22 protein-coding genes are annotated in these 23,322 nt (G+C 69.1%); 13 read left to right on the top strand and 9 right to left on the bottom strand.

All coding sequences use genetic code 11. From position 1 onward, the window contains the following. Positions 1 to 247 precede the first annotated feature (247 nt). On the top strand, positions 248 to 1,138 hold the full coding sequence (locus J7500_RS04405; protein ID WP_294060253.1) for a LysR substrate-binding domain-containing protein: 891 nt from the start codon (positions 248 to 250) through the stop codon (positions 1,136 to 1,138). Between the two features lie 32 nt (positions 1,139 to 1,170). Here J7500_RS04405 and J7500_RS04400 read toward each other — a convergent pair whose 3' ends face one another. Next, a complete protein-coding gene (locus J7500_RS04400) occupies positions 1,171 to 1,602 on the bottom strand; it encodes a peptidylprolyl isomerase (protein WP_294060686.1) in 432 nt (143 codons plus the stop codon). Positions 1,603 to 1,741: 139 nt separating this feature from the next. On the opposite strand from J7500_RS04400, the gene mgtE reads away from it, so the two are divergent. Both mgtE and J7500_RS04390 read left to right on the top strand, forming a co-directional pair. Beyond that, positions 1,742 to 3,166, top strand: a complete 1,425-nt coding sequence (mgtE, locus tag J7500_RS04395; RefSeq protein ID WP_294060252.1) for a magnesium transporter — start codon at positions 1,742 to 1,744, stop codon at positions 3,164 to 3,166. 217 nt (positions 3,167 to 3,383) lie between these two features. Continuing rightward, positions 3,384 to 3,791 carry a DUF1489 domain-containing protein gene (locus tag J7500_RS04390; protein ID WP_294060251.1) on the top strand — a complete coding sequence of 136 codons (408 nt, stop codon included), beginning with the start codon at positions 3,384 to 3,386 and terminating at the stop codon, positions 3,789 to 3,791. A 4-nt stretch (positions 3,792 to 3,795) separates the two neighbouring features. Here the strand turns inward: J7500_RS04390 and msrA are convergent, their stop codons facing one another. The 3 genes from msrA to pabB form a co-directional block, all read right to left on the bottom strand. Continuing rightward, positions 3,796 to 4,389 (bottom strand): peptide-methionine (S)-S-oxide reductase MsrA, encoded by a 594-nt coding sequence (gene msrA, locus J7500_RS04385; RefSeq protein WP_294060685.1) that lies wholly within the window; start codon positions 4,387 to 4,389, stop codon positions 3,796 to 3,798. 83 nt (positions 4,390 to 4,472) lie between these two features. After that, positions 4,473 to 5,672, bottom strand: a complete 1,200-nt coding sequence (locus tag J7500_RS04380) for a pyridoxal phosphate-dependent aminotransferase (RefSeq protein WP_294060249.1) — start codon at positions 5,670 to 5,672, stop codon at positions 4,473 to 4,475. A 35-nt stretch (positions 5,673 to 5,707) separates the two neighbouring features. Continuing rightward, positions 5,708 to 7,486 carry an aminodeoxychorismate synthase component I gene (pabB, locus tag J7500_RS04375; RefSeq protein WP_294060247.1) on the bottom strand — a complete coding sequence of 593 codons (1,779 nt, stop codon included), beginning with the start codon at positions 7,484 to 7,486 and terminating at the stop codon, positions 5,708 to 5,710. 80 nt (positions 7,487 to 7,566) lie between these two features. Here pabB and J7500_RS04370 point away from each other — a divergent pair, with 80 nt between their 5' ends. Then, a complete protein-coding gene (locus J7500_RS04370) occupies positions 7,567 to 8,226 on the top strand; it encodes an MBL fold metallo-hydrolase (RefSeq protein ID WP_294060246.1) in 660 nt (219 codons plus the stop codon). Positions 8,227 to 8,263: 37 nt separating this feature from the next. Here the strand turns inward: J7500_RS04370 and J7500_RS04365 are convergent, their stop codons facing one another. Then, positions 8,264 to 8,662, bottom strand: coding sequence for an MAPEG family protein (locus tag J7500_RS04365; RefSeq protein ID WP_294060245.1), 399 nt, complete (start codon positions 8,660 to 8,662; stop codon positions 8,264 to 8,266). A 183-nt stretch (positions 8,663 to 8,845) separates the two neighbouring features. Between J7500_RS04365 and rpmF the strand changes: the two genes are divergently transcribed. The 5 genes from rpmF to J7500_RS04340 all read left to right on the top strand — a co-directional run bounded on the left by rpmF (position 8,846) and on the right by J7500_RS04340 (position 11,816). Next, positions 8,846 to 9,025: a 50S ribosomal protein L32 gene (gene rpmF / locus J7500_RS04360; protein ID WP_294060244.1), complete on the top strand. Its 180-nt coding sequence runs from the start codon at positions 8,846 to 8,848 to the stop codon at positions 9,023 to 9,025. Positions 9,026 to 9,051: 26 nt separating this feature from the next. Next, positions 9,052 to 10,083, top strand: a complete 1,032-nt coding sequence (plsX, locus tag J7500_RS04355) for a phosphate acyltransferase PlsX (protein WP_294060242.1) — start codon at positions 9,052 to 9,054, stop codon at positions 10,081 to 10,083. After that, the gene (locus J7500_RS04350) at positions 10,080 to 11,051 is read left to right on the top strand and encodes a beta-ketoacyl-ACP synthase III (RefSeq protein WP_294060241.1); all 972 of its coding nucleotides are present in this window, start codon (positions 10,080 to 10,082) and stop codon (positions 11,049 to 11,051) included. The genes plsX and J7500_RS04350 overlap by 4 nt, the downstream gene beginning before the upstream one ends. A 100-nt stretch (positions 11,052 to 11,151) precedes the next feature. Further along, a complete protein-coding gene (locus J7500_RS04345; RefSeq protein WP_294060240.1) occupies positions 11,152 to 11,451 on the top strand; it encodes an integration host factor subunit alpha in 300 nt (99 codons plus the stop codon). An 8-nt stretch (positions 11,452 to 11,459) separates the two neighbouring features. Continuing rightward, on the top strand, positions 11,460 to 11,816 hold the full coding sequence (locus tag J7500_RS04340) for a MerR family transcriptional regulator (RefSeq protein ID WP_294060238.1): 357 nt from the start codon (positions 11,460 to 11,462) through the stop codon (positions 11,814 to 11,816). Here the strand turns inward: J7500_RS04340 and J7500_RS04335 are convergent. From J7500_RS04335 to bchE, 3 genes are all read right to left on the bottom strand, one after another. Then, positions 11,813 to 12,349 (bottom strand): histidine phosphatase family protein, encoded by a 537-nt coding sequence (locus tag J7500_RS04335; RefSeq protein ID WP_294060237.1) that lies wholly within the window; start codon positions 12,347 to 12,349, stop codon positions 11,813 to 11,815. The genes J7500_RS04340 and J7500_RS04335 overlap by 4 nt on opposite strands. After that, on the bottom strand, positions 12,346 to 15,069 hold the full coding sequence (locus tag J7500_RS04330) for an ATP-dependent DNA helicase (protein WP_294060235.1): 2,724 nt from the start codon (positions 15,067 to 15,069) through the stop codon (positions 12,346 to 12,348). Before J7500_RS04330 ends, J7500_RS04335 begins: the two co-directional genes overlap by 4 nt. Before the next feature lie 183 nt (positions 15,070 to 15,252). Beyond that, entirely contained in the window at positions 15,253 to 16,815 is a 1,563-nt protein-coding gene (bchE, locus tag J7500_RS04325; protein ID WP_294060234.1) for a magnesium-protoporphyrin IX monomethyl ester anaerobic oxidative cyclase, read from the bottom strand. Positions 16,816 to 17,004: 189 nt separating this feature from the next. Here bchE and J7500_RS04320 point away from each other — a divergent pair, with 189 nt between their 5' ends. From J7500_RS04320 to nhaA, 3 genes are all read left to right on the top strand, one after another. Then, complete coding sequence (locus J7500_RS04320; RefSeq protein WP_294060232.1) at positions 17,005 to 17,865, top strand: GyrI-like domain-containing protein; 861 nt, start codon at positions 17,005 to 17,007, stop codon at positions 17,863 to 17,865. 70 nt (positions 17,866 to 17,935) lie between these two features. Beyond that, positions 17,936 to 19,516 (top strand): lysine--tRNA ligase, encoded by a 1,581-nt coding sequence (locus J7500_RS04315; protein ID WP_294060230.1) that lies wholly within the window; start codon positions 17,936 to 17,938, stop codon positions 19,514 to 19,516. A gap of 12 nt (positions 19,517 to 19,528) precedes the next feature. After that, positions 19,529 to 20,767 carry a Na+/H+ antiporter NhaA gene (gene nhaA / locus J7500_RS04310; RefSeq protein WP_294060229.1) on the top strand — a complete coding sequence of 413 codons (1,239 nt, stop codon included), beginning with the start codon at positions 19,529 to 19,531 and terminating at the stop codon, positions 20,765 to 20,767. Here nhaA and J7500_RS04305 read toward each other — a convergent pair. After that, the gene (locus J7500_RS04305) at positions 20,736 to 21,947 is read right to left on the bottom strand and encodes an MFS transporter (RefSeq protein ID WP_294060228.1); all 1,212 of its coding nucleotides are present in this window, start codon (positions 21,945 to 21,947) and stop codon (positions 20,736 to 20,738) included. The genes nhaA and J7500_RS04305 overlap by 32 nt on opposite strands. A 133-nt stretch (positions 21,948 to 22,080) precedes the next feature. Between J7500_RS04305 and J7500_RS04300 the strand changes: the two genes are divergently transcribed. Further along, positions 22,081 to 23,316: an MFS transporter gene (locus J7500_RS04300; RefSeq protein ID WP_294060227.1), complete on the top strand. Its 1,236-nt coding sequence runs from the start codon at positions 22,081 to 22,083 to the stop codon at positions 23,314 to 23,316. Positions 23,317 to 23,322: the final 6 nt, after the last annotated feature.

Here is a 23,322-nt window from a genome sequence, read left to right as displayed (position 1 = left end):
GTGCCGCGAGGGGGCAAAAAAAATGGCGGGCCGAGGGCCCGCCGGAAAAGTTTTAGGAGAGGATGCCTGAAAGGCGCTCTCTATGTGCGGTGCACAACGTTTTTGTGCAAGTGCGAAATGAACATTCCCGGCTTGCATGAGTTGCAACCGTCGTGCACGTAACGACGCGCAGGCTCCTGTGGTTAGGGGGCTTGCGCAGACAAATGCTCTTGCCGATATTTGTGATGCACCGCACAAAAGAGGCCGCATGCGAAGGCTACCGCCGCTCACTGCCATCGAAGCGTTCGTCCAGGTCGCCCGGCTCGGATCGATCAAGGCGGCCGCCGAGGAGCTGGCGCTTTCGTCGCCCGCGCTCAGCCGCCGCGTCCAGTCGCTCGAGCGATTCATCGGCAAGCCGCTGTTCGAGCGGCGCCACCAGGCGCTGCGGCTCAACGACGACGGCGAGCGGCTGCTGGGACTGATCGCGCCCGCGCTCGACGCGATGACCGACGCGGTCGAGACGATGACGAGCGGCACCGAGCTGATCCGGCTGCGGCTGGGCGTGCTGCCGCTCTATGCGACGCAGCGGCTGCTCCCCAAGCTTCCCGACCTCAAGCGCAAGCATCCCGAGCTGCATCTCGACGTCGATACCGCGGGTCACGGCATGGCGCGGCTGGGCGATGGGCTCGACGCGGCGATCGTGATCGCGCGCGACATCGATCCCGGCCTCTATGCCAAGAGGCTGGACCGCAACCGCGTGCATGTGATCGGCGCGCGCTCGCTGGTCGAGGGGCCCGATCCGGTGACGCGACCCGAGCAACTCTCGCGGCTGACGGCGCTGGTCCATCGCGACATGCCCGAGACCTTCACTGCCTGGCGCGCGGCGGCGGGCTTTCCCGATCTCGAGCCGCTGGCGATCGACCATTTCGATTCGGGCAATCTGATGCTCGAGGCCGCGGCGCAGGGGCTGGGCGTCGCCTTCATGCTCGAATCGCATTACGAATCGGCGCGCGACGAACGACTGGTGCGGCTCTTCGACCTGACGGTGGAGAGCCATTACAGCTATTGGTTCGTCTGCCGCCCGCGCGCGCTGAGCCTGCGCCCGGTCAAGATCTTCCACGACTGGCTGATCGAGGCCGTCGGGGCCGACGAGGTCTGACCCCTCCCCCGGAAGGGAGGGGCTGAAGCGGCTTACGCCTCGGTACGCGCCTTGACGATCTTGCCGGGGTTGCGCGGCGGCTCGCCCTTGGGGAGCGCGTCGACATGCTCCATGCCTTCGGTCACTTCGCCCCAGACGGTGTACTGGCCGTCGAGGAAGGTCGCGTCGTCGAGGCAGATGAAGAACTGCGAGTTGGCGCTGTTCGGGTCCATCGTGCGCGCCATCGAGCAGACGCCGCGGACATGCGGCTCGCGGCTGAACTCGGCGGGGAGGTTGGGCTCCTTCGAGCCGCCCATGCCGGTGCCTGACGGATCGCCGCCCTGGGCCATGAAGCCGTCGATCACGCGGTGGAAGACGACGCCGTCGTAGAAGCCTTCATCGGCGAGCTTGGCGATGCGCTCGACATGCTGGGGGGCGAGATCCGGGCGCAGCTTAATGTGCACGTCTCCGGTATCGAGAGTCATGACGAGCTTGGCGGGTTGCGACACTTGGGGAAACTCCACTGAAACGGTCGCCCCGCCCTAAGCATCCCGGCAGGGAGTTGCAAATGCCGCGCGACGGTGGCAGCGGCCGAAACGGGACCAGCCGAGGGGAGGTCGGACGATGAGCGAGACCGAACTGCATCCCGAGGCACAGCCGCCCGAGAGCGAGCTGGACGAGGACGACCGGCTCAAGCCCGAATATGTGAGCGCAGTGCTCGAGGCGGTCGAGGCCGGCGATGCCGAGGCCGCGCACGCCAAGGTGGCGCCGCTTCACCCCGCCGACATCGCCGATCTGGTCGAGCTCGTGCCCGCCGAGCAGCGGCCGGCGCTGGTCGCCGCGATCTCCGACCTGATCGACGGCGACGTGCTCGCCGAGATGAACGACTGGGTGCGCGAGGCGCTGGTCGACGCGCTCGAGCCGCACCAGGTCGCCGACATCGCCGCCGAGCTCGATACCGACGATGCCGTCGCGATCATCGAGGACATGGACGCCGAGGACCAGCGCGAGGTGCTCCGCGCGCTCGATCCCGACGACCGCGCCGCGATCGAGGAAGCGCTCTCCTACCCCGAGGAATCCGCCGGCCGGCTGATGCAGCGCGAGCTGATCGCGGTGCCCGAGCATTGGACCGTGGGCGACGTGCTCGACTATCTGCGCGCCGACGAGGAGCTGACCACCGACTTCTGGGAGATCTTCGTCGTCGATCCCGGGCACAAGCCGGTGGGCACCTGCCATCTCAGCTGGGTGCTGCGCACGCCGCGATCGGTCTCGATCGGCGACGTGATGAAGCGCGAGCAGACGCTGATCCCGGTCGACATGGACCAGGAGGAAGTGGCGCTGCGCTTCCAGAAATATGCGCTGATTTCCGCCGCGGTGGTCGATTCGAGCGGACGGCTCGTCGGCATGATCACGGTGGACGACGTGGTCCACATCATCTCCGAAGAGGCCGGCGAGGACATCCTGCGCCTCTCCGGCGCAGGCGAGGGCGACATCAACGAGCCCGTGCTCGACAGCTACAAGGGCCGCGTGCGCTGGCTGCTCACCAATCTGGTGACCGCGCTCGTGCCCGCGACGATCGTCTTCTTCTTCGACGCGACGATCGCGCAGAAGGCAGTGCTCGCAGCGCTGATGCCGATCGTGGCGGGGGTAGGCGGCAACGCCGGCACCCAGACGCTGGCAGTGACCGTGCGTGCGCTCGCCACCAACCAGCTCACCCAGTCCAACACGATCCGCACGATCCGCCGCGAAATCGCGATCGCGCTACTCAACGGGGTCACCGTGGCGGTGGCGATCGGCCTCGCGGTGGCGATGCTGGGCACGATGCTCACCGACCTGTCGAGCAACGGCACCCTGCCGATCGTGATCGCCGTGGCGATGCTGGCCAACATCATGATCGCCGGACTCGCCGGCGTGCTGGTGCCGGTGGCGCTCGAGCGCTTCCGCCAGGACCCTGCGGTGGCGTCGTCGATCTTCGTGACGATGGTCACCGATTCGATGGGGTTCCTCGCCTTCCTGGGACTTGCGACCGCGAGCGGGCTGGTCGGTTAGCCGACTCGGCCAAAGTTGGATTCGCCGGGCCTAGCTTCCCACTTTTCCCGCGATTCGACTCATTTCGTTGCGCAGTGAAGCAAGGATGTTGCGCGAAGTTCGTGCGCGGCTTCACGGGTTCAAAGAGCGCGGCAAACGTCGCATGCCAAATCCTATTTTGGAAGCGTGCAAGGGCGCGACGCTTGCCGGGGCCCGGTCACCGCCCCAGATTGCGGAGGTGCCGCTTCACCTGACCAAGGTCGCCTTTGGCTGCGACTCCGCCGACTATCTTTCCCAGCGCCTCGCCAGCCGGGGCGGGCCGTGGGACCACACGACGCGCTATCTGCCCAAGCGCCATGCCGAGATATTGAGCGAAGGCGGCAGCGGCTCGCTGTTCTGGATCGTCAAGCACCAGCTCGTCGGCCGCACGCCGATCCTGGGCTTCGGCGAGGCCGAGGGCGGGCGCACCGCGATCCGGCTCGAGCCTCGGCTGATCCTGGTCCACCCGCGCCCCAAGCGGGCGCACCAGGGCTGGCGCTATCTGGAAGCCGCCGACGCGCCACCCGACCTGGGCTCGGGCGACGCGGAGATCGCCGAAATGCCGCCCGCACTGATGCGCGAGCTGGCGGCGATGGGGCTGATCTAGCGCCTCAATTCGCGAGTTGCGGGAAGGCGTTGCGGAAGGCGGCGACCTTGGGCTTGTCCCAGCGCAGGATGTAGGGATGCGTGGGGTGCCGCCAGAAGAAGTCCTGGTGCGCGCTCTCGGCGGGATAGAAGGCACCGGTCTCGATCCTGGTGACGATCGGGCGCGGATATGCGCCGGCCTTGCCGAGCTGCGCGAGATAGGCGGCGGCGACGCGACGCTGCTTCTCGTCCTGGGGGAAGATCGCCGAGCGATAGCTTGGCCCGACGTCCGGTGTCTGGCGGTTGAGCTGGGTGGGATCGTGCGCGACTGCGAAGAAGATGCGCAGCAGCGTGCCGTAACTCACCCGGGTCGGATCATAGACGATCTTGACCGCTTCGGCATGGCCGGTCCGTTCGCCCGAGACCTTGGCATAGCTGGCCGTCGCCGCAGTGCCGCCGGCATAGCCGTTGGTCACCGAATGCACGCCCTTCACCGACTGGAACACGGCTTCCATGCCCCAGAAGCAGCCGCCGGCGAACACCGCCGTCTGCGGATCGCGCACGCCGGTGACGTCTTCGGCGGGTGGCGGAACCGGAACCGCGCGCACCACCGGGCCCATCGGGCCCAGCGGCAGCGCGGCGACCAGCACAGTGACAATCGACTTCAGCATGGTCCCGCCCTCCCTGGGCGGCTCTGCTCAGCTCAGCGCAGTACGGCGCAGGCCTGCTGGATGCGCGAGCATGCCTCGCGCAGCAACGCTTCCGACGTCGCATAGCTGATCCGCATCGCCGGCGACAGGCCGAAGGCGGCGCCGTGCACCGCGGCCACCCGTGCCTCGTCGAGCAGATAGGTGATCAGCTCCTCGTCGGTGGTGATCTTCTGCCCCTTGGGGGTGCTCTTGCCGATCAGCCCCGAGAATTCGGGATAGACGTAGAAGGCGCCCTCCGGCGTCGGGCAGGTCATGCCCTCGACCTGGTTGAGCATCGACACGACGAGATCGCGACGCGTCTGGAACGCAGCGACGCGCTCCTTGAGGAACGCCTGGTCGCCGTTGAGCGCAGCGACCGAGGCCGCCTGCGAGATGCTGCACGGGTTCGAGGTCGACTGCGACTGGAGCTTGGCCATCGCCTTGATCAGCCAGGCCGGGCCGCCGGCATAGCCGATACGCCAGCCGGTCATCGCATAGGCCTTGGACACGCCATTGGCGGTCAGCGTGCGATCGTAGAGCGTCGGGCAGACCTGCGCGATCGTCGCGAATTCGAAGCCGTCGTAGAGGATGTGCTCATACATGTCGTCGGCATAGATGAGCACATGCGGGTGCCGCTCGAGCACCTGGCCCAGCGCCTTGAGCTCGGCCGCGCTATAGGCGGCGCCCGTCGGGTTCGACGGCGAGTTGAGCACGACCCACTTGGTCTTGGCGGTGATCGCCGCCTCGAGCTGCTCGGGCTTGATCTTGTACGCCTGATCGGCGCCCGCGGCGACGAACACCGGCTTGCCGCCGGCGAATTCGACCACGTCGGGGTAGCTCACCCAATAGGGCGCCGGCACGATCACTTCGTCGCCCGCGTCGATCGTGGCGCAGAAGGCATTGAACAAAGTGTGCTTGCCGCCCGAGTTCACGCTGACCTGGTTCTCGGCATAGGTCAGGCCGTTCTCGCGGGCGAACTTGGCGACGATCGCCTGCTTGAGTTCGGGCGTGCCGTCGACATTGGTGTACTTGGTCTTGCCCGCGCGGATCGCCTCGATCGCGGCTTCCTTGACGAAGTCCGGCGTGTCGAAGTCAGGCTCGCCGGCACCGAGGCCGATCACATCGATCCCCTGCCGCTTGAGCTCGAACACGCGGCTGGTGACCGCGAGCGTGGCGGAGGGCTGGATGCGCTGGAGCGCGGCGGAGGTCTGCATGTACGGGGCGCCTTCTCGCGGGAGGAACGGCGCGCCTATACGTCCGCCTTCGCGCTCTCCGCAACTGTAACGGCTGCAACCAGTCCGCGCAGCGCATTGCCGAGGAAGAAGCCGCCCGTCAGGTCCTGCGGCCTGAGGTCGCCCTCGACTGCGCGGCCGGTCTCGATCAGTTCGGCACGCAGCACGCCGGGGAGCAGCCCGCGCCCGAGCGGCGGCGTGACGAGCACGCCGTTCCGCTCGACAAAGATGGACGTAAAACTGCCTTCGGTGAGGTAGCCGTCCGGGTCGGTGAACACGACTTCCCAGGCTCCCGCGGCCGCGCGCGCCGAATCGAGGAAGGCCCGTCGGCTGGTCTTGTGGCGCAGGCGGAAATCGTCGGGCGCGACGGGCAGCGGGGCGAACGCGACGCGCGCCGGCGCTTCGGGCGCGTCAGGCAATGGGGCGATACCGACCGCGATGGCGCCCGAGGGGCCGAGCAACAGGCGGATGCGCGCGGCGTTGCGCAGCCGGAAAGTGGCTGCCTGGAGCTCGTTGCGCGCGCTGTGGCGATCGAAGGCGAAGCCGAGCGCGTCGGCGCTTGCCTTGATCCGCGCGAGGTGGCGTTCGAGCAGCACGACGCCGTCCTCGGGATCGAAGCGCATCGTCTCGATCAGGTCGAAGGGGGTCTCACCCGCGGTCACAAAGGCTCCCTTGGCAAGGCACTCTTCCCATTCCTGGTCCCCCGCTGAATCGGCGACCACGCCCGAGCCGAGGCCGAGCAGGGCAGGCCCCTGCCCTTCGACCGCGAGCGTGCGGATGGCAACGTTGAACATCGCATCGCCGTTCGCGTCCAGCCTGCCGATCGAGCCGGTGTAGACTCCGCGCGGGCCCGCCTCGACTTCGGCGATGACCTGCATCGCGCGGATCTTGGGCGCGCCGGTCACCGATCCGCAGGGAAAGAGCGCGGCGAGCGCGTCGATAGCGTCGCGGCCGTCGGCGAGATCGGCGGTGACGGTGGAGACCATCTGGTGGACCGTCGGATAGCGCTCGACCTCGAACAGGCTGGGCACCGCGACGCTTCCCGCCCGCGCGACGCGCGCGAGATCGTTGCGCATCAGATCGACGATCATCAGATTCTCGGCGCGCTGCTTGGCGTCCTGCCGGAGCGCGGCGGCGAGCGCATCGTCCTCGGCCGGCGTCGCGCCCCGCAGCGCGGTGCCCTTCATCGGCCTGGCGGTGAGGCGGCCTTGCTCCAGCGCGAAGAAGAGCTCGGGCGAGAAGCTGAGCAGCCAGCGGGAGCCCGTCGCGACCAGCGCTCCATATCCCGCACGCGCGCGCGCGCGTAGGAGCGCATAGAGCGCAGCCGGACTGCCGGCCTGGGCGACGGCGGCGCGGAAAGTGAGGTTGGCCTGATAGATGTCGCCCGCGGCGATATAGCCGGATACGCGCGCGAAGGCGGCTTCATAGTCTGCGCGCGCGACTTTGGGGCGTGGGCGTGCGGCCCAGGCGCCTGCGGGATCGGGGAGCAGCGCGGGGACCGAGTCACGCTCGATCTCGCGATAGTCTTGGAACAGGCCGAACCAGAGCAGCGGCGCGTCGCCGGCGGCGGGTTGCTGGCGTGCCTCCGGGAGCAATCCCGCGGCCGCTTCATAGTCGAGATAGCCCGCGGCGTGGAGCCCGCGCCCGCGCGCCGCGCGCAACCGCTCGAGCGCCGGCCGGACCTCGGCGGGCGTGCGCGCCTCGACGATCTCGACCGGATCGGCATAGAGCCGCGCGGGGGCACCATCGGCGCGCGCGTCGTCGAGGAGCACGAAGGGCGGTTCTGGCAGGTGCATGAGGCATCCCGAATGCAGCCGGTCCGCGCCGGGGGCAAGCCCATGTTGCCGCCGCCGGCCGCGCGGCCTATCTGCCGGCCATGGCCAATCCTCCCCTGCGCGCGGCGATCGTGCCGGTTACGCCGCTCCAGCAGAACTGTTCGCTGCTCTGGTGCACCGAGACGATGCGCGGCGCCTTCGTCGATCCCGGCGGCGATCTCGAGCGGCTGCGCGCCGCGCGCGACGAGCATGGCGTGACGATCGAGAAGATCCTGATCACCCACGGCCACATCGACCATTGCGGCGCCGCGGGCGAGTTCGCCAAGGAACTGGGCGTGCCGATCGAGGGCCCGCACGAGGCCGACCGCTTCTGGATCGCGCGGCTCGAGGACGACGGGCGGCGCTATAATGTGCGCGGCGCGCCGTTCGAGCCCGACCGCTGGCTGGTGAACGGCGACCAGGTCACCGTCGGCAATCTCGTGCTCGACGTCTATCACTGCCCCGGGCACACGCCGGGGCATGTCGTGTTCCACCACGCGCCCTCGAAGCTCGCGATCGTCGGCGACGTGCTGTTCCAGGGATCGATCGGGCGCACCGACTTCCCGCTGGGCAACCACCAGGACCTGATCGACGCGATCACCACCCGGCTCTGGCCGCTGGGCGGCGACACGGTGTTCGTCCCCGGCCACGGCCCGGCGAGCAACTTCGCCCACGAGCGGCGGACGAATCCCTTCGTCGGCGACGCGGTTCTGGGTCGGTGAAGATGGCAATCCTCCCCCGCCAGGGGGAGGGGAGAGATCAGCGCAGCGGGTTGGCGTATTGCTGGGCGAGGTAGATGGCGTAGGCGGCGAGGCCGACCAGCGTGAGCATGGTGGTGATGGCGCCGATCATCCGGCCGGGCATCCAGCCGTCCATGCCGATCGGATGGAGCAGCCGCCCGATCAGGAAGACCGCCGCGACGATCCACAGCCACAGGCTGGTGCCCGCGCCGAACTCGATCAGCGCGATCAGGATCAGCACCAGCGGCACGAACTCGGCGAAGTTGAGCTGCGCGCGCATGCGGGCGGCGAGGCGCGCATTGCCGCCGTCGCCCACCCAGATCTTCTCGGCGCGGCGGACCTGGCCGATGCGGAGCCCGAGCCAGAAGTTGATCAGCGCGGCGGCGCCGGCGGAAGTGAGTGCGACAGGCAGCAACATTGGCAATTCCCCTTCGCCTCCCCATCTACACGGCCTTGCACTATGGGCAAGAATCGCTATACGCGCGCATTCGCTTCGTGACCTGTCCGCTGGTCCGGCGAGCGCCGGCCGGTCCGGTCGCTTGCCCGGCAAGCCTTGCGGGCGTATCGCGATCCTGACCAGTTTTTCGGATAAAGGTGCCTGATGGCCGTTCCCAAGAGAAAGACCTCGCCGTCGCGGCGTGGCATGCGCCGGGCGCACGATGCGCTGTCGGTCGAAGCGTTCCAGGAATGCTCGAACTGCGGCGAACTGAAGCGCCCGCACAACCTGTGCACGGCGTGCGGCCACTATAACGGCCGCGAAGTCACCTCCGTCGAGGCCTGACGTCAGTCGAACAGGGGCCAGCCGGCATGACGATCCCGATGCGAATCGCCGTCGACGCCATGGGCGGCGACGAGGGGATCGCGGTCATGCTGGCCGGTGTCGCGCGCGCGCGTCGTCGCTTCGAGGGGATGCAATTCATCCTCGTGGGCGACGAGGCGCAGATTCGCGAAGGCCTCAAGAATCACCCGAATCTCACGGCCGCGTCGGAGATCGTCCACGCGCCTGAGATCGTCGCGTCCGACGAAAAGCCGAGCACGGCGATTCGCCGCGCCAAGATCACCTCGATGGGTATCGCCATCGACATGGTGAAGCAGGGCAAGGCGGGCGCGGCGGTGTCTTCGGGCAACACCGGCGCGCTGATGGCGATGGCCAAGCTGGCGCTGCGGACGATGCCGGGCATCGACCGGCCGGCGCTCGCCGCGCTGATGCCGACGCTCGGCGACAACGACACGGTGATGCTCGACCTGGGTGCCAACACCGAAGTCGATTCGCGCAACCTCGTCCAGTTCGCCGTGATGGGCGCGGCCTATGCCCGCATCGCGCTCGACCTCGAGAAGCCGCGGGTCGCCCTCCTCAACATCGGCACCGAGGAGATGAAGGGCACCGAGAACATCCGCGAGGCCGCCGCCGAGCTGCGCGAGGCGACGCACCTGCGGCTCGACTTCAAGGGCTTCATCGAAGGCAACAAGCTGTCGCGCGGCGACGTCGACGTGATCGTGTGCGACGGCTTTTCGGGCAACATCGCGCTCAAGACGGTGGAAGGCACGGCGCGGTTCGTGGCCGACCTGCTCAAGCGCGCCTTCTCCAGCTCGCTGCGCTCGAAGATCGGCTTCCTGATCTCCAAGCCCGCGACCGAGCTGCTGCGCCACCATCTCGACCCCAACAACCACAATGGCGCGATCTTCCTCGGCCTCAACGGCATCGTCGTGAAGAGCCACGGCAGCGCCAACGAGCTGGGCGTCGACACCGCGATCGGCTTCGCGGCCAAGATGCTGCGCGACGACCTCAACCGGCGCATCGCCGAGGACCTGGGGAATTTCGAGGCAAAGGCGGCGTGACACTTCGTTCGGTGATTCTGGGTACCGGCTCCTTCCTGCCGGAACGACGCGTTTCCAACGCCGAGCTGGCGGAGAAAGTCGACACGAGCGACGAGTGGATCGTCGAGCGCACCGGCATCCGCTTCCGTCACATTGCCGCCGAGGACGAGACGACGAGCACGCTGGCGACCGGTGCGGCCAAGGCGGCGCTCGCCTCCGCGGGGATTCCGGCTTCGACCATCGACCTGATCGTGCTGGCCACCGCCACGCCCGACCAGACCTTCCCGGCCACCGCGACGCGAGTGCAGACCGCGCTCGGGATCAACGATTGCGTCGCCTTCGACGTGGCCGCGGTCTGCTCGGGCTTCCTCTACGCGCTCCAGGTCGCCGATTCGATGATCCGCGCGGGCACCGCCAGGCGCGCCCTGGTGATCGGCGCCGAGACCTTCAGCCGCATCCTCGACTGGGAGGACCGCGCGACCTGCGTGCTGTTCGGCGACGGCGCCGGCGCGATCGTGCTCGAGGCGCAGGAGAGCGACGAGGCGGCGGGCCAGGGTATCCTCGCGACTCGGCTGCACGCCGACGGGCGCCACAACGACCTTCTCTATGTCGACGGCGGGCCTTCGACCACGGGGACGGTCGGCAAGCTGCGCATGAAGGGCCGCGAGGTCTTCCGGCATGCCGTGGTCAACCTCGCCTCGGTGATGGAAGAATCGCTCTCCGCGGCGGGGCTCACCTCGGCTGACGTCGACTGGGTGGTGCCGCACCAGGCCAATGCCCGCATCCTTGACGCGACCGCGCGCAAGCTGGGGCTTCCGGCCGAGCGCGTGGTGGTGACCGTGGACCAGCACGCCAACACCTCGGCGGCATCGGTGCCGCTCGCGCTCGACGCCGCGGTGCGCGACGGCCGCATCCAGCGCGGGCAGCTGCTCGTGCTCGAAGCGATGGGCGGCGGCTTCACCTGGGGCGCCGCTGTCGTTCGTTTCTGAAATATTTCCGAATTCGTTCTCGCCGCGTAATGTTCCCGTTTGCGGGGTGTGCACAATCTGGTAAGAACGCAATACAGATCAATTCCGGGGGACTTGCCGAATGGCGCTTGCGGGCACGTTGACCAGGGCCGATCTGGCCGAATCGCTCCATCGCGAAGTGGGGCTGTCGCGCGCTGACGCGGCGCGGCTTGTCGAGCAGATCCTGCAGCACATGTGCGAGGCGCTCGCCGAGGGCGAGAACGTCAAGATCTCCGGCTTCGGCAGCTTCATCCTCCGCGACAAGGGCGAGCGCGTCGGGCGCAACCCCAAGACCGGCGTCGAAGTGCCGATCGCGCCGCGCCGGGTGCTCACCTTCAGGGCCAGCCAGATGATGCGCGACCGCATCGTGGCGGGCAGCTAGAGGCTCCCATGGCCGCGGAGAAAGCGGCCGGCGCCCTCCGCACCATCGGTGAGCTCGCCCAGGACATAGGGCGGCCCCAGCATATCCTGCGCTATTGGGAAACGCGCTTTCCCCAGCTCCGTCCCCTCACGCGCGCGGGCAACCGCCGTTATTACCGCGCCGAGGATGTGGCGCTGGTCCACCGCATCCACCATCTCCTCGCCGACGAAGGCTATACGATCCGCGGCGTCCAGCGGCTGCTCGCGGCCGAGCGTGGGACCAAGCTTCCGGCCGATTCGCCCGCCGAGCCTGCGCATCGCGGCGAGGCGCTCCGCGCGATCCGCGATTCGCTGGTGAAGGCGCTCGAGGAGGACAGCCCCCGCTAGGGTGTGTCCGGGCCGAGGCTCGGGTCGAGGTCGCGCGGGCGGACGAAGCGGACCAGCTCGGCCTCGCCGGCTTTGGCAGCATCCCAGCTTTCGCCGTCGAACCGGACCTCGGCGAGACTCGCGGTCGGGAATTTGGCCTCGATTTCGTCGCGCAGCGCTCCGGCGCCGGGGACGAGCAGCAGAACCAGCTCCTCCAGCCCCGGATTGTGCCCGGCGAGCAGGACGTGGTCGGCGCCTTCGGGCAAGTCGTGCACCACGTCGAGCAGGGTCGCTGCCGAAGCGAGATAGATGCGCTGGTCCCAGGCGGGCGCGAGATCGCTGCCGAAGCCTTCGCCGAGATGCTCGAGCGTCTCGACGACGCGCACCGCGGGCGAGGCGACGACATGATCGAAATCGAGCCCGAGCGCCTTCATGTGGCGCCCCATCAGCACCGCGGCGCGCTGCCCCTTGGGATTGAGGGGTCGATCGAAGTCGCGGGCGACGGGATCGTCCCAGCCCGATTTGGCGTGGCGCAGCAGCGTGAGCGTTTTCATGCGATCCCGGAGCCCGTTTCCTCAGCGGGCGCCTCATGCCGCAAGCGCGCCGCCAAGGAAAGCCGCACGCGCTCGACCGCTTCGTCGAGCAGGACGCGCCGCACCGGGGTGCCCGGAGGAAAGGCGTCGAGCAGCCGCGAGGGGCTGGCGGCGGAGAGCAGCACGAAGGTGCCGCGATCGTCGGCGCGGCGGATCAGCCGGCCGAAGGCCTGGGCGAGCCGGGCGCGGACGATCCGGTCGTCATAGGCACTGCCGCCGCCGGCGAGCCGGCGCGCGGCGTGGAGCACGCTCGGCTTGGGCCAGGGCACGCCCTCCATAACTACCAGCCGCAGCGATTCGCCGGGCACGTCGACGCCGTCGCGAAGCGCATCGGTGCCGAGCAGCGAGGCGCGCGGATCGTCGCGGAAGATGTCGACCAGGGTGCCGGTGTCGATCGGATCGACGTGCTGGGCGAGCAGCGGCAGTCCCTCGCGCGCGAGCCGATCGGCGATTCGGGCGTGGACCGCGCGCAGGCGGCGAATCGCCGTGAACAGCCCGAGCGTGCCGCCCCCTGAGGCGACGATCAGCCGCGCATAGGCATTGGCGAGCGCGGGCAGGTCGCCGCGCTTGACGTCGGTTACGATCAGCACTTCGGCCTGGGCGGCATAGTCGAACGGGCTCACAGCCTCGAAGCGCGCGGCGGGACGCGGAAGGTGGACCGCGCCGGAGCGCGCCTCGGCCACGTCCCAGTCGCCGCCGGCGCGCAGCGTCGCCGACGTGACGAGCACGCCGTGCGCGGGCTCGAGCACGGTGCGCGCGAAGGGCTTCGACGGATCGAGCCAGTGGCGATGCAGCCCGACATCGTACTCGCGCCCCTCGACGCGATCGACGGCGAGCCAGTCGACGAACTCGGGATCGGCGGGGCCGCCGATCCGCGCGATCAGCGCAAGCCAGGCGCCGACCGTCTCGGTGCGCCAGCCGAGCGAGGCGATCGCGCCTTCGATCCGGGCGCGCGCGGGCCCGTCCATCCAGTCGGGCGAATCGGCAAGCACGGCTTCGAGCCTCCGGCCGATCCGGACGAGCGGGCGGAGCAGCACGTCGAGCGCGGCGCCGGCGGGACCGGCGGCCTCGACCAAAGCAGCATCGGGCTCGGCAAGCTCGGTCTCCAGACCATAGCCGGCATCGCCCGAGCCATTGGCGTCGCGCGCATAGACGAGCCCGCGGACCGCGGCGAGCAGCGCCTCGACGGGGCCGAAAGGCTCGCCTTCGTTCAGTCGCTGGAGCCATTGGTCGCTCGGCAGCGCGCGCGCGGCGTCGACGGCCTCGGCGATGGCGCGGCCGCCCTCCTCGTCATAGCTGGCGACGTCCGAAAGCCGCGCGGCGAGCCCGCGGCGGCGCCCGCGCGAGCCCGATTCGGGGCCGATCACCCAGCGGCGCAGCTCGATCGCCTCCTGGCCCGTCAGCGCGGCGGCGAACATGGCGTCGGCGGCGTCGAACAGGTGATGGCCCTCGTCGAAGACATAGCGCGTCGGACGCGTCGCCGATTCGCGGCCGCGCGCGGCGTTGACCATCACCAGCGCATGGTTGGCGATGACGATGTCGGCGTCGGCCGAGGCGCGCGCGGCGCGCTCGATGAAGCATTTCCGGTAGTGCGGGCAGCCCGCGTAGATGCATTCGCCGCGGCGATCGGTGAGCGCGGTCGAGCCGTTGCGGCGAAAGAGCGTCGGCAGCCAGCCGGGCAAGTCGCCGCCGATCATGTCGCCGTCGGCGGTATAGGCCGCCCAGCGCGCGACGAGCTGGGCGAGGATCGCGGCGCGGCCGGCGAACCCGCCCTGCAGCGCATCCTCGAGGTTGAGCAGGCAGACGTAATTCTCCCGGCCCTTGCGGGTCACGATCCGGTGCTTCCGCGCCTCGGGGTCGGGGAAGAGCCGTTCGCCCTCATAGCCGAGCTGGCGCTGGAGCGCCTTGGTGAAGGTCGAGACCCAGACCGGCCCCTCCGCCTGCTCGGCCCAGAGCGAGGCGGGAGCGAGATAGCCGAGCGTCTTGCCGATTCCGGTGCCGGCCTCGGCGAGGACGAGGTTCGGGGCATCGCGGACCGCGCGCGGGGCGAAGGCGGCGGCGGCGGCTCCGGCATAGTCGCGCTGACCCTGGCGGCGCTCGGCGGTGCTGCCGGTGAGCCGCGCGAGGCGATCGGCGACCTCGGCCTCGTTCAGCGTGACGGTGCGCGGCGCGGGGCGCGGCGCGCGCTCTTCCCATTCGGGGAGCTTCGAGAAGAGCCAGCGCTCGGCCTGGGCAGGCTTGTCGATCCGCTGGCTCAGCGCGGGCGCCCAGGGCCAGCGCAGCCGGAAGAGCGACTGGAGCGCGTGCCAAGCGCCTTCGCGCTCGGGCCAGTCACCCGCGGGGGTGGCGAGCAGCGCCTCGGCCGCGCGGAGCAGGAATTCGGGCGTATCGGCATCGCTCGCCGGCGGCTCGATCCCGGTGACTCGCGCCAGCCCCTTGGGCGTGGGTACCATGAAGCGCGCCGGCTGGAGGAAGGCGAAGAGCTCGAGCAGGTCGAGGCCCGACAGCTCGGGATGGCCGAGCCGCTGGCCGATGAGCGGCGCGTTGAGCAGGATGGTGGGCGTGTCCGCGACGATGCGGATCGCCTCGCCCCGGCTGACCGCGCGCGTCTCGCCGCCGCTGGCGATCCAGACGCCGCCGTGGCTCGCATGGAGCGCGGGATAGGGCAGCGGGGGCGTCATCGGCGAAAGTTGACAGTGTGGAAGTTGACACCGCGGAAGTTGACAAAGTGGACACCCTCCGCGGGGTTTTCACGCAGCACCGTCCCAAGGGGCCGCCCAGCCGCGAAGGTCCGCCGCCGCGGAACGGCGCGAAGGCAGGGAAGCGGCGACTCGGACATCGTGAAACCTATCCCAGACCAAATCCTACATTGGAAGATGTTTTATCTTTGTTCCGGGCGGTAGAAGCGGCTCAGGCGGCTTTCGTCTCCGCGCGCCGGGCACTCGCGACGCTTCTTCCTCGGCGTCCTGCGCCGCGCCGAAATGATCGGCGAGCGTACGGCCGTCCGCGCGACAGGTGTCGCGGAAGAAGAAGCCGAGCATCTCGTGGATCCACACGCGCCGGCCCATGCGATAATACCAGCGGATCGCGTGCCGGATCTTCGGGTCCGGGTGCCACGCCCAGCGCAACAGCGCGCGCGGGCGCAATTGCGCGATCGCCTCGATCGCCTTGACCCATAGGAACAGCCGCCACGGGGCCATCCGCGACATGCCGAGCACCTGGTGCTTATAGTCCCATTTGGTCCGGTCGGCCTGGACCACCGGTCGATCCTTCGCGGCGCGGTAGAAGGGCGTCCAGCGATGCGGCGTCACGTAGAGCGCCTGGATCTGGTCAGGATCGTAGGAGACGATCTGGCGGAGCCCGCGGAGCAGATCCGCGTCGGTCTCGTCGTCGAACCCGGCGACCCAGGTCGCCATCGAGAGGATGCCGTGGCGGCGCAGCAGCCGGATCGCCTCGCGATCGGCGGTGGTCGAGCCGCCCTTGCGGATCAGCTTGAGCGTCGCTTCGTCGGTATTCTCCATCCCGAGCAGGAAGCGCTCGAACCCGGCCTGCTTGTAGAGATGGAGAATGTCGGCGTCGCGAACGATGTCGTCTGCGCGCGTCGAGCCGACCAGCGTGACCGAGATATTCTCGGCGATGAGCGCTTCGAGAAAGGTGCGCCACGCCTTGCGCCCGGCGCTGGGGTTCTCGTCGGCGAAGTTGAACACCTCGACGCCGTGGTCGCGGTGGAGCCGGGCGATCTCGCGCGCCAACTTGACCGGATCGCGGCGCCGCCATCGGGTCCAGAAGCCGCGTTGCCCGCAGTAATTGCACAGATGCGGGCAGCCGCGCGAAAACTGGATCACCACCGCGCGCTTGCCGCCCCAATAGCTGTAGCGGGCGTGATCGATCAGCTCCCAGCCGATGCGATAGGCGTCGAGGTCCGCGATCACCGGAGCCGGCGGAGTCGCCACCACCGCGCCGCCGCGGCGATAGGCGATCCCCGGAATCTCCTCGAGCGGCGAGGCATCCGCCAAGGCGCGCATCAACCGGCGAACGGTCTCCTCGCCTTCGCCGCGGACGATGGCATGGAGGTGCGGATCGTCGCGCAGCAGCTCGCGCCAGAAATAAGTGGGGTGGACGCCGCCGTAGACGATGCACGCTTCGGGCAGCCGGCGCGCGGCCTCGGCGGCGATGCGGCTGATGATCGGCTGGGCCGAGGACGATCCCGAATGGCCGAACAGCACGGCCTCGGGCGCGCGACGGACGATCTCGTCGACGACCTCGCCGTGGGACATCGGCCCGAATTCGGCGTCGAGCAGCGCGACCTCGTGTCCGTCGTCGATCAGCGGGCCGCCGATCGAGAGCAGGCCGAGCGGCGGCAGCTGCTCCCTGGGGATGCGGCTGCCGATGGCGGGGTGGGGCACGTTTACGAGCAGGATGCGCAAGCTCTGTCTCCGCATGGTGAAGCGGATCGCGCTCAGCCACAGCGCGCGGCCCCCGGCATGAGCAAAAGATGAGAAATCGCTGAAATCCGCAATGCCACTCCGGAAGCGGCTTCGGAATTGCGCAAGAACGGGAACGACGGCGCGCGCTCGATCGGCCTAGGATCGCTTCCGAAGCAGAGGAGATGTGCAATGAAGCCGAGACAGCGTCAGCTTTACGCCGAGCGGATCGAGCGCGTGGTGGAGCATATCGAGCGGCTGGACCCCGACGCGCCCAATCCGGCGCTCGCCGAGCTGGCCGAGATCGCGGCATTGTCGGAGTTTCATTTCCACCGCGTCTTCCGGCTGATGACCGGCGAGACCCCGGGCGAGGCGCTGCGCCGCATCCGGCTGGCGCGCTCGCTGCCGGCGCTGGCCGCGACGGGGACGGTGACCGAGGCTTCGGGCGCGGCCGGCTATGCGACGTCGCAGGGGTTCGCACGGGCGCTGCGGCGGCAGGCGGGGACCTCGGCGAGCGAGGCGCGGGCCGGAGGGACGCTCGATTCGCTCGCCGCGCGGCTGCGGTCGCCTGCGGGGGAGGGCGCAGCGGCGCTTTCGGTGGAAGTGGTCTCGGTCGAGCCGTTCCGGCTGCTCGCGATCCGCAACGTCGGCGATTATGCCGAGCTCAACGCCGGCTACACCCGGCTCTTCGACCTGGTGCTCCAACAAATGCCGCCCGAAGCGCTGCGGGGCATCTACGGCGTCCCCTATGACGACCCGCGCTTCATTCCGCCCGAGGACTGCCGCTTCGACTGCGCGCTGGCGACGGGCGAGGCGGGCGCGCCCGTCGGCGCGCTGAGCGAGCTGCGCCTCGGCGGCGGGCACCATGCCCGGCTGCGCCATCTCGGCTCCTATGACGCACTGCCGGAGAGCATCGACCTGCTCTATGCCGCGGCGATCGTGGAGCTCGACCAGCCGCTGGGGAGCGCGCCGGCCTTCGTCCATTATCTCGACGATCCGGAGGAGGTCGCCGAGGCGGAGCTGCGTTCCGAGATCTACCTGCCGCTCGGCTGAGCCGGGATCGACCGATCGGCGACGCGCAATGCTGGCACCCGCGGCGCGGCTTCGCTAGACGCGCCCTATCATGACCGACAAGCACGCCCTGCGCGCCGCCGCGCTCGAATCCAAGGCCTGGCCCTATGAAGAGGCCCGCAAGCTGCTCAAGCGCTACCCGAACGGCGCGCCGGAGAAGGGCTATGTGCTGTTCGAGACCGGCTATGGCCCGTCGGGCCTGCCGCACATCGGCACCTTCCAGGAAGTGCTGCGCACGACCATGGTGCGCAATGCCTTTGCCGAGCTCTCGGACATTCCGACGCGGCTGATCGCGTTCAGCGACGATATGGACGGGCTGCGCAAGGTTCCGGACAACGTGCCCAACAAGGAGCTGCTTGCGGCGAACCTGGGCAAGCCGCTGACCCGCGTCCCCGATCCCTTTGGCTGCCACGAGAGCTTCGCGCACCACAACAATGCGCAGCTGCGCGCCTTCCTCGACCAGTTCGGCTTCGACTATGAATTCGCCTCGTCGACCGAATATTATGCCAGCGGCCGGTTCGATGACACGCTCAAGGCGGTGCTGCGCAACTATCAGGCGATCCTCGACATCATGCTGCCGACGCTGCGCGCCGAGCGGCAGGCGACCTATTCGCCGGTGCTGCCGGTGAGCCCCAAGTCGGGCGTGGTGCTGCAGGTGCCGGTCGAAGTGCTCGACGCCGAGACCGGGATGATCGCGTTCGACGATGAGGGCGAGCGGATCGAGCAGTCGATCTTCGGCGGGCAGGCCAAGCTCCAGTGGAAGGTCGACTGGGCGCTGCGCTGGGTCGCGCTCGGCGTCGATTACGAGATGGCGGGCAAGGACCTGATCGACTCGGTCACCCAGTCGAGCAAGATCGCGCGGGCGCTGGGCGGCAAGCCGCCCGAGGGGTTCAACTACGAGCTGTTCCTCGACGAGAATGGCGAGAAGATCTCCAAGTCCAAGGGCAACGGCCTGTCGATCGAGCAGTGGCTGACCTATGGCCCCGACGAGAGCCTGGCCTTCTATCTCTATCGCGAACCCAAGCGCGCCAAGGCGCTCCACATGGGCGTGATCCCACGCGCGGTGGACGAATATTGGCAGTTCCGCGGCAATTATCCGACGCAGGAAGTGACGCAGAAGCTCGGCAATCCGGTGCACCACATCCACAACGGGGACGTGCCCGCCGAGACGCTGCCCGTGACCTTCGGGCTGCTGCTCAACCTCGTCGGGGTGATGGGCGAGGCGAGCAAGGAGCAGGTGTGGGGCTATCTCGCCAATTACGTGCCCGACGCCACGCCCGAGACCTATCCCGCGCTCGACAAGTTGATCGGCTATGCGCTCGCCTATGGCCGCGACTTCGTGGCGCCGACGCTCCAGCGGCGTGCGCCCGAGGGGGTCGAGATCGAGGCGCTGAAGCGGCTCGACGCCGTGCTGGCGGGGATGCCGGCGGATGCCTCGGCCGAGGACATCCAGAACGAAGTGTACGAGATCGGCAAGACCGGCGGGTTCGAGAATCTGCGCGACTGGTTCAAGGCGCTCTACGAGACGCTGCTCGGATCGGAGCAGGGGCCGCGGATGGGGAGCTTCATCGCGCTCTACGGCATCGAGAACAGTCGGCGGTTGATCGCGGATGCGCTGGCCCGGGCGAGCTGACCGGGTAGCGCGGTGCACGCCGCCAAGCCCCGCCCGCGGTCGGCGCGCCGCGACTTCCTGCACAGCGAGGCGGCGGGCGGAATCGCGCTGATCGCGGCGGCGGCGTTGGCGATGCTGGTGGCGAACCTGCCGGGGCTCGCGCCAGGCTATTTCGACTTGCTCCACTGGGAGACCGGCCCGGCGATCAGCCCGCGCTATGGGCCGATGACGGTGCATCGCTGGATCAACGATGCGGCGATGGCGGTGTTCTTCCTGCTCGTGGGGCTCGAGATCAAGCGCGAGTTCGTCGACGGCAGGTTGGCGAGCTGGCGGCATCGGCGCCTGCCGGTGATCGCCGCCGCGGCGGGGATGGCCGTGCCGGCGCTCTTCTACCTGGGCGTGACGCACGCCACGCCGGGGCTGGCCGACGGCTGGGCGATCCCGGCGGCGACCGACATCGCCTTTGCCATCGGCGTGATGGCGCTGCTCGGCAAGCGCGTGCCGACGAGCCTCAAGCTGTTCCTCACCACCGTGGCGATCGTCGACGACATGGGATCGGTCGCGATCATCGCGCTGGCCTATACCGACCGGATCGACACGCTCGCGCTGGGGATGGCGGCACTGGTGCTGCTGGCGATGCACGTGCTTGGGCGCAGCGGAGTCACGCGGCTGAGCGTCTATCTGGCGCTAGCGGCACTGCTCTGGCTCTTCGTGTTCCGATCGGGCGTGCATGCGACGATCGCGGGGGTGGCGGCGGCGATGATGATCCCGATCCGCCGGACGCCCGGCGCGCCCGACGCACGGGATTCGCCGCTCCATCGGCTGGAGCATGCGCTGCACCCCTGGTCCGCCTTCCTGATCGTACCGCTGTTCGGCTTCGCGAACGCCGGACTGCCGCTCGCGGGGCTGACGGCGGCGACATTGCTCGAGCCGCTGCCGCTGGGGGTCGCGCTGGGGCTGTTCCTGGGCAAGCAGATCGGCGTGTTCGCGGCGATGTGGATCGCGCACCGCACCGGCTTCGCCTGCCGCCCGGCCTGGGCGAGTTGGCCGCAGGTCCATGGCATGGCGATCCTGGCGGGAATCGGATTCACGATGAGCTTGTTCATCGGCGGCCTTGCCTTCCCGGGGGACGAGGCGCTGATCGCCAAGGTCAAGGTCGGCGTGCTGGCGGGATCGATCCTCTCCGCGCTCGCAGGCTATGCCGTGCTCCGCTTCGCGCCGCCGCGGCGCGTGCTGGCGGTCAGGCTGATCGAGGCACGCAAGGCACGCTGATGGGCGCCGCGCGGCGCCGGTCGGCGAGCATCGCCACGCACCAGACAGCGAAGCCGCCGAGCGCAAGCGCCGCGCCGACATAGCCGGTCGAGGTCCAGCCCCATCCCGCCGCGATCGCCATCCCGCCGAGCCAGGGGCCGAGCGCATTGGCGGTGTTGAACGCCGAATGATTGAGCGCGGCGGCGAGCATCTGCGCATCGCCGGCGACGTCCATCAGCCGCGTCTGGAGGATCGCGCCGAGCGCGCCGCCGAAGCCGATCGCGAACACCGCGAGGCACAGCGACCAGAAATGCGCGGCGGCGAGCGGATAGATAGCGAGTGCCGCCGCACTGAACAGCAGCAGCACCGCCGCGCTGGGCATCAGCGCGCGATCAGCGAACTTCGGGACGATGAGGTTGCCCGCGGTCATCCCGGCGCCGAAGATCGCGAGCGCGACGGGGATCGACGAGGCGGGGACGCGAGTCACTTCGAGCAGCGTCGAGGCGACATAGGTGTAGACGCAGAACAGCCCGCCAAAGCCGATCGCGCTGATCCCCAGCGTCAGCCAGACCTGCCCGTTGGCGAGCGCACCGAGCTCGCGCAGCGGACTCGCGTCCTGCGCGGGCCGGTCGCGCGGTGCGAGCCACCAGACCAGCGCCATGGTCAGCAACGCGAGCACGGCGACGACCGCGAAGCCCCAGCGCCAGCCCACCGCCTGCCCCAGCCAATTGGCGAGCGGCACGCCGATCACCGTCGCGATGGTGAGCCCGAGCAGCATCCGCCCGACCGCCTGCGATCGCTTGTTGTCGGGGACCAGCGAGGCCGCGACCAAAGCCGCGATCCCGAAATAGGCGCCGTGCGGCAGCCCCGAGAGGAAGCGGAAGACGAGCATCCAGCCATAGGTCGGCGCGAGCGCGCTCAGCCCGTTGAACAACCCGAAGGAGAGCATCAGCAGGATCAGCAAGGTGCGCCGCGCCATCTTGGCGCCGAGCACCGCGAGCAGCGGGGCGCCGACCACGACGCCAAGGGCATAGGCGCTGATGACATGACCCGCGGTCGGCTCGTCGATCCCCAGGCCCCGCGCGAAATAGGGCAGCAGGCTCATCGTCGCGAATTCGGTGGTGCCGATCGCGAAGCCGCCCATGGCGAGCGCGAAATGCACCAGACCGGGCGAGGGCGATCGAGGCGAGGGAGCGTGCATCCTTCCCTGATGGTCATGCTGCACTGCAGCGTCAACCGCGGGATACGCTCAAGCAGATGCGGAGATTTGAAGCAGGGCTGCGAAAAATGCAGCTGCGCTATGGATTTGGCTGGCGCAGAGGCGTTGGCCGACCATGGCAGATACGATCGGCTACGCCCGCGGCACGGACGGCTATAAACGGCTCACGCTCGCGATGCTCTTCGCCGGCTTCTCCACCTTTTCGCTGCTCTATTCGGCGCAGCCGCTGCTACCGGTTTTCGCGCAGGCGTTCGGGCTGAACGCCGAATCGGCGAGCCTTGCCATCTCGCTCGCCACCGGACCGCTGGCGGTGGCTATCGTCTTCGCGGGCCTGCTCTCGGACCGGATCGGCCGGCGGCCGCTGATGGTCGCCGCAATGTTCGGCGCGGGGCTGCTCACCATGCTCACTGGGCTCGCGCCCAGCTGGCACGCACTGCTCGCGCTGCGGCTCCTCGCCGGCATCGCTCTCGCAGGGATGCCGGCAGTGGCGATGGCCTATGTCAGCGAGGAGGTCGAACCGCTTTCGGTCGGCCCGGCAATGGGCATCTACATCGCCGGCAGCGGCATCGGCGGAATGGCGGGGCGGCTCGGCGTGAGCCTGCTCACCAGCCTGTTCGACTGGCGCTGGGCGTTGGTCGGGGTCGGGCTGGTCGGGCTGGCCATGGCCGAGGGGTTTCGCCGCCTCGCCCCGCCTTCGCGGCGATTCGTGCCGCAGCAGGTGCATGCCGCCGCCGTGCTCTCGGCCGGACGCAGCCTGTTCCGCGACAAGGCGATGCCGTGGCTCTATGCCGAAGGCTTCCTGCTGATGGGCGTGTTCGTCACCATCTACAATTATGTCGGCTTCCGGCTGCTCGCGCCGCCCTTCCGTCTCGGCCATGCCGCGATCGGCGCGATCTTCCTGCTCTATCTGCTCGGTTCGGTGAGCTCGGCCTGGTTCGGCGGGCTTGCCGACCGGCGCGGACGGCGGCTGATCTTCTGGATCCCGACTGCGATGCTGCTGCTCGGCACCGCGCTCACTGCCTCGACGTCGCTCGCGCTGGTGGTGGCGGGCATCGGCGTCGTCACAATCGGCTTCTTCGGGGCGCATTCGATCGCGTCGAGCTGGGTCGGCCGCCGCGCCCGGGCGAGCCGCGGCCAGGCCGCAGCCTTCTATCTGTTCTTCTATTATCTGGGCTCGAGCCTGCTCGGCTCCGCAGGCGGCGTCGCCTGGACGGGCTGGGGCTGGACCGGAGTCGTGCTCTATTGCGGGATGCTCACGCTGATCGCGCTGGCGATCGCCGCGAAGCTCGCCACGGTCGCGCCGCTGCCGCTCCCCGAGGCCACGCCGCCGCGGCCCATGGGGGCGGACTGAGAAACC

The organism is Sphingomonas sp. (assembly GCF_017744835.1).
GTDB lineage: Bacteria > Pseudomonadota > Alphaproteobacteria > Sphingomonadales > Sphingomonadaceae > Sphingomonas.
The sequence above is the reverse complement of the archived record's forward strand: the minus strand, read 5'-3'. Positions and strand labels throughout refer to the sequence as shown.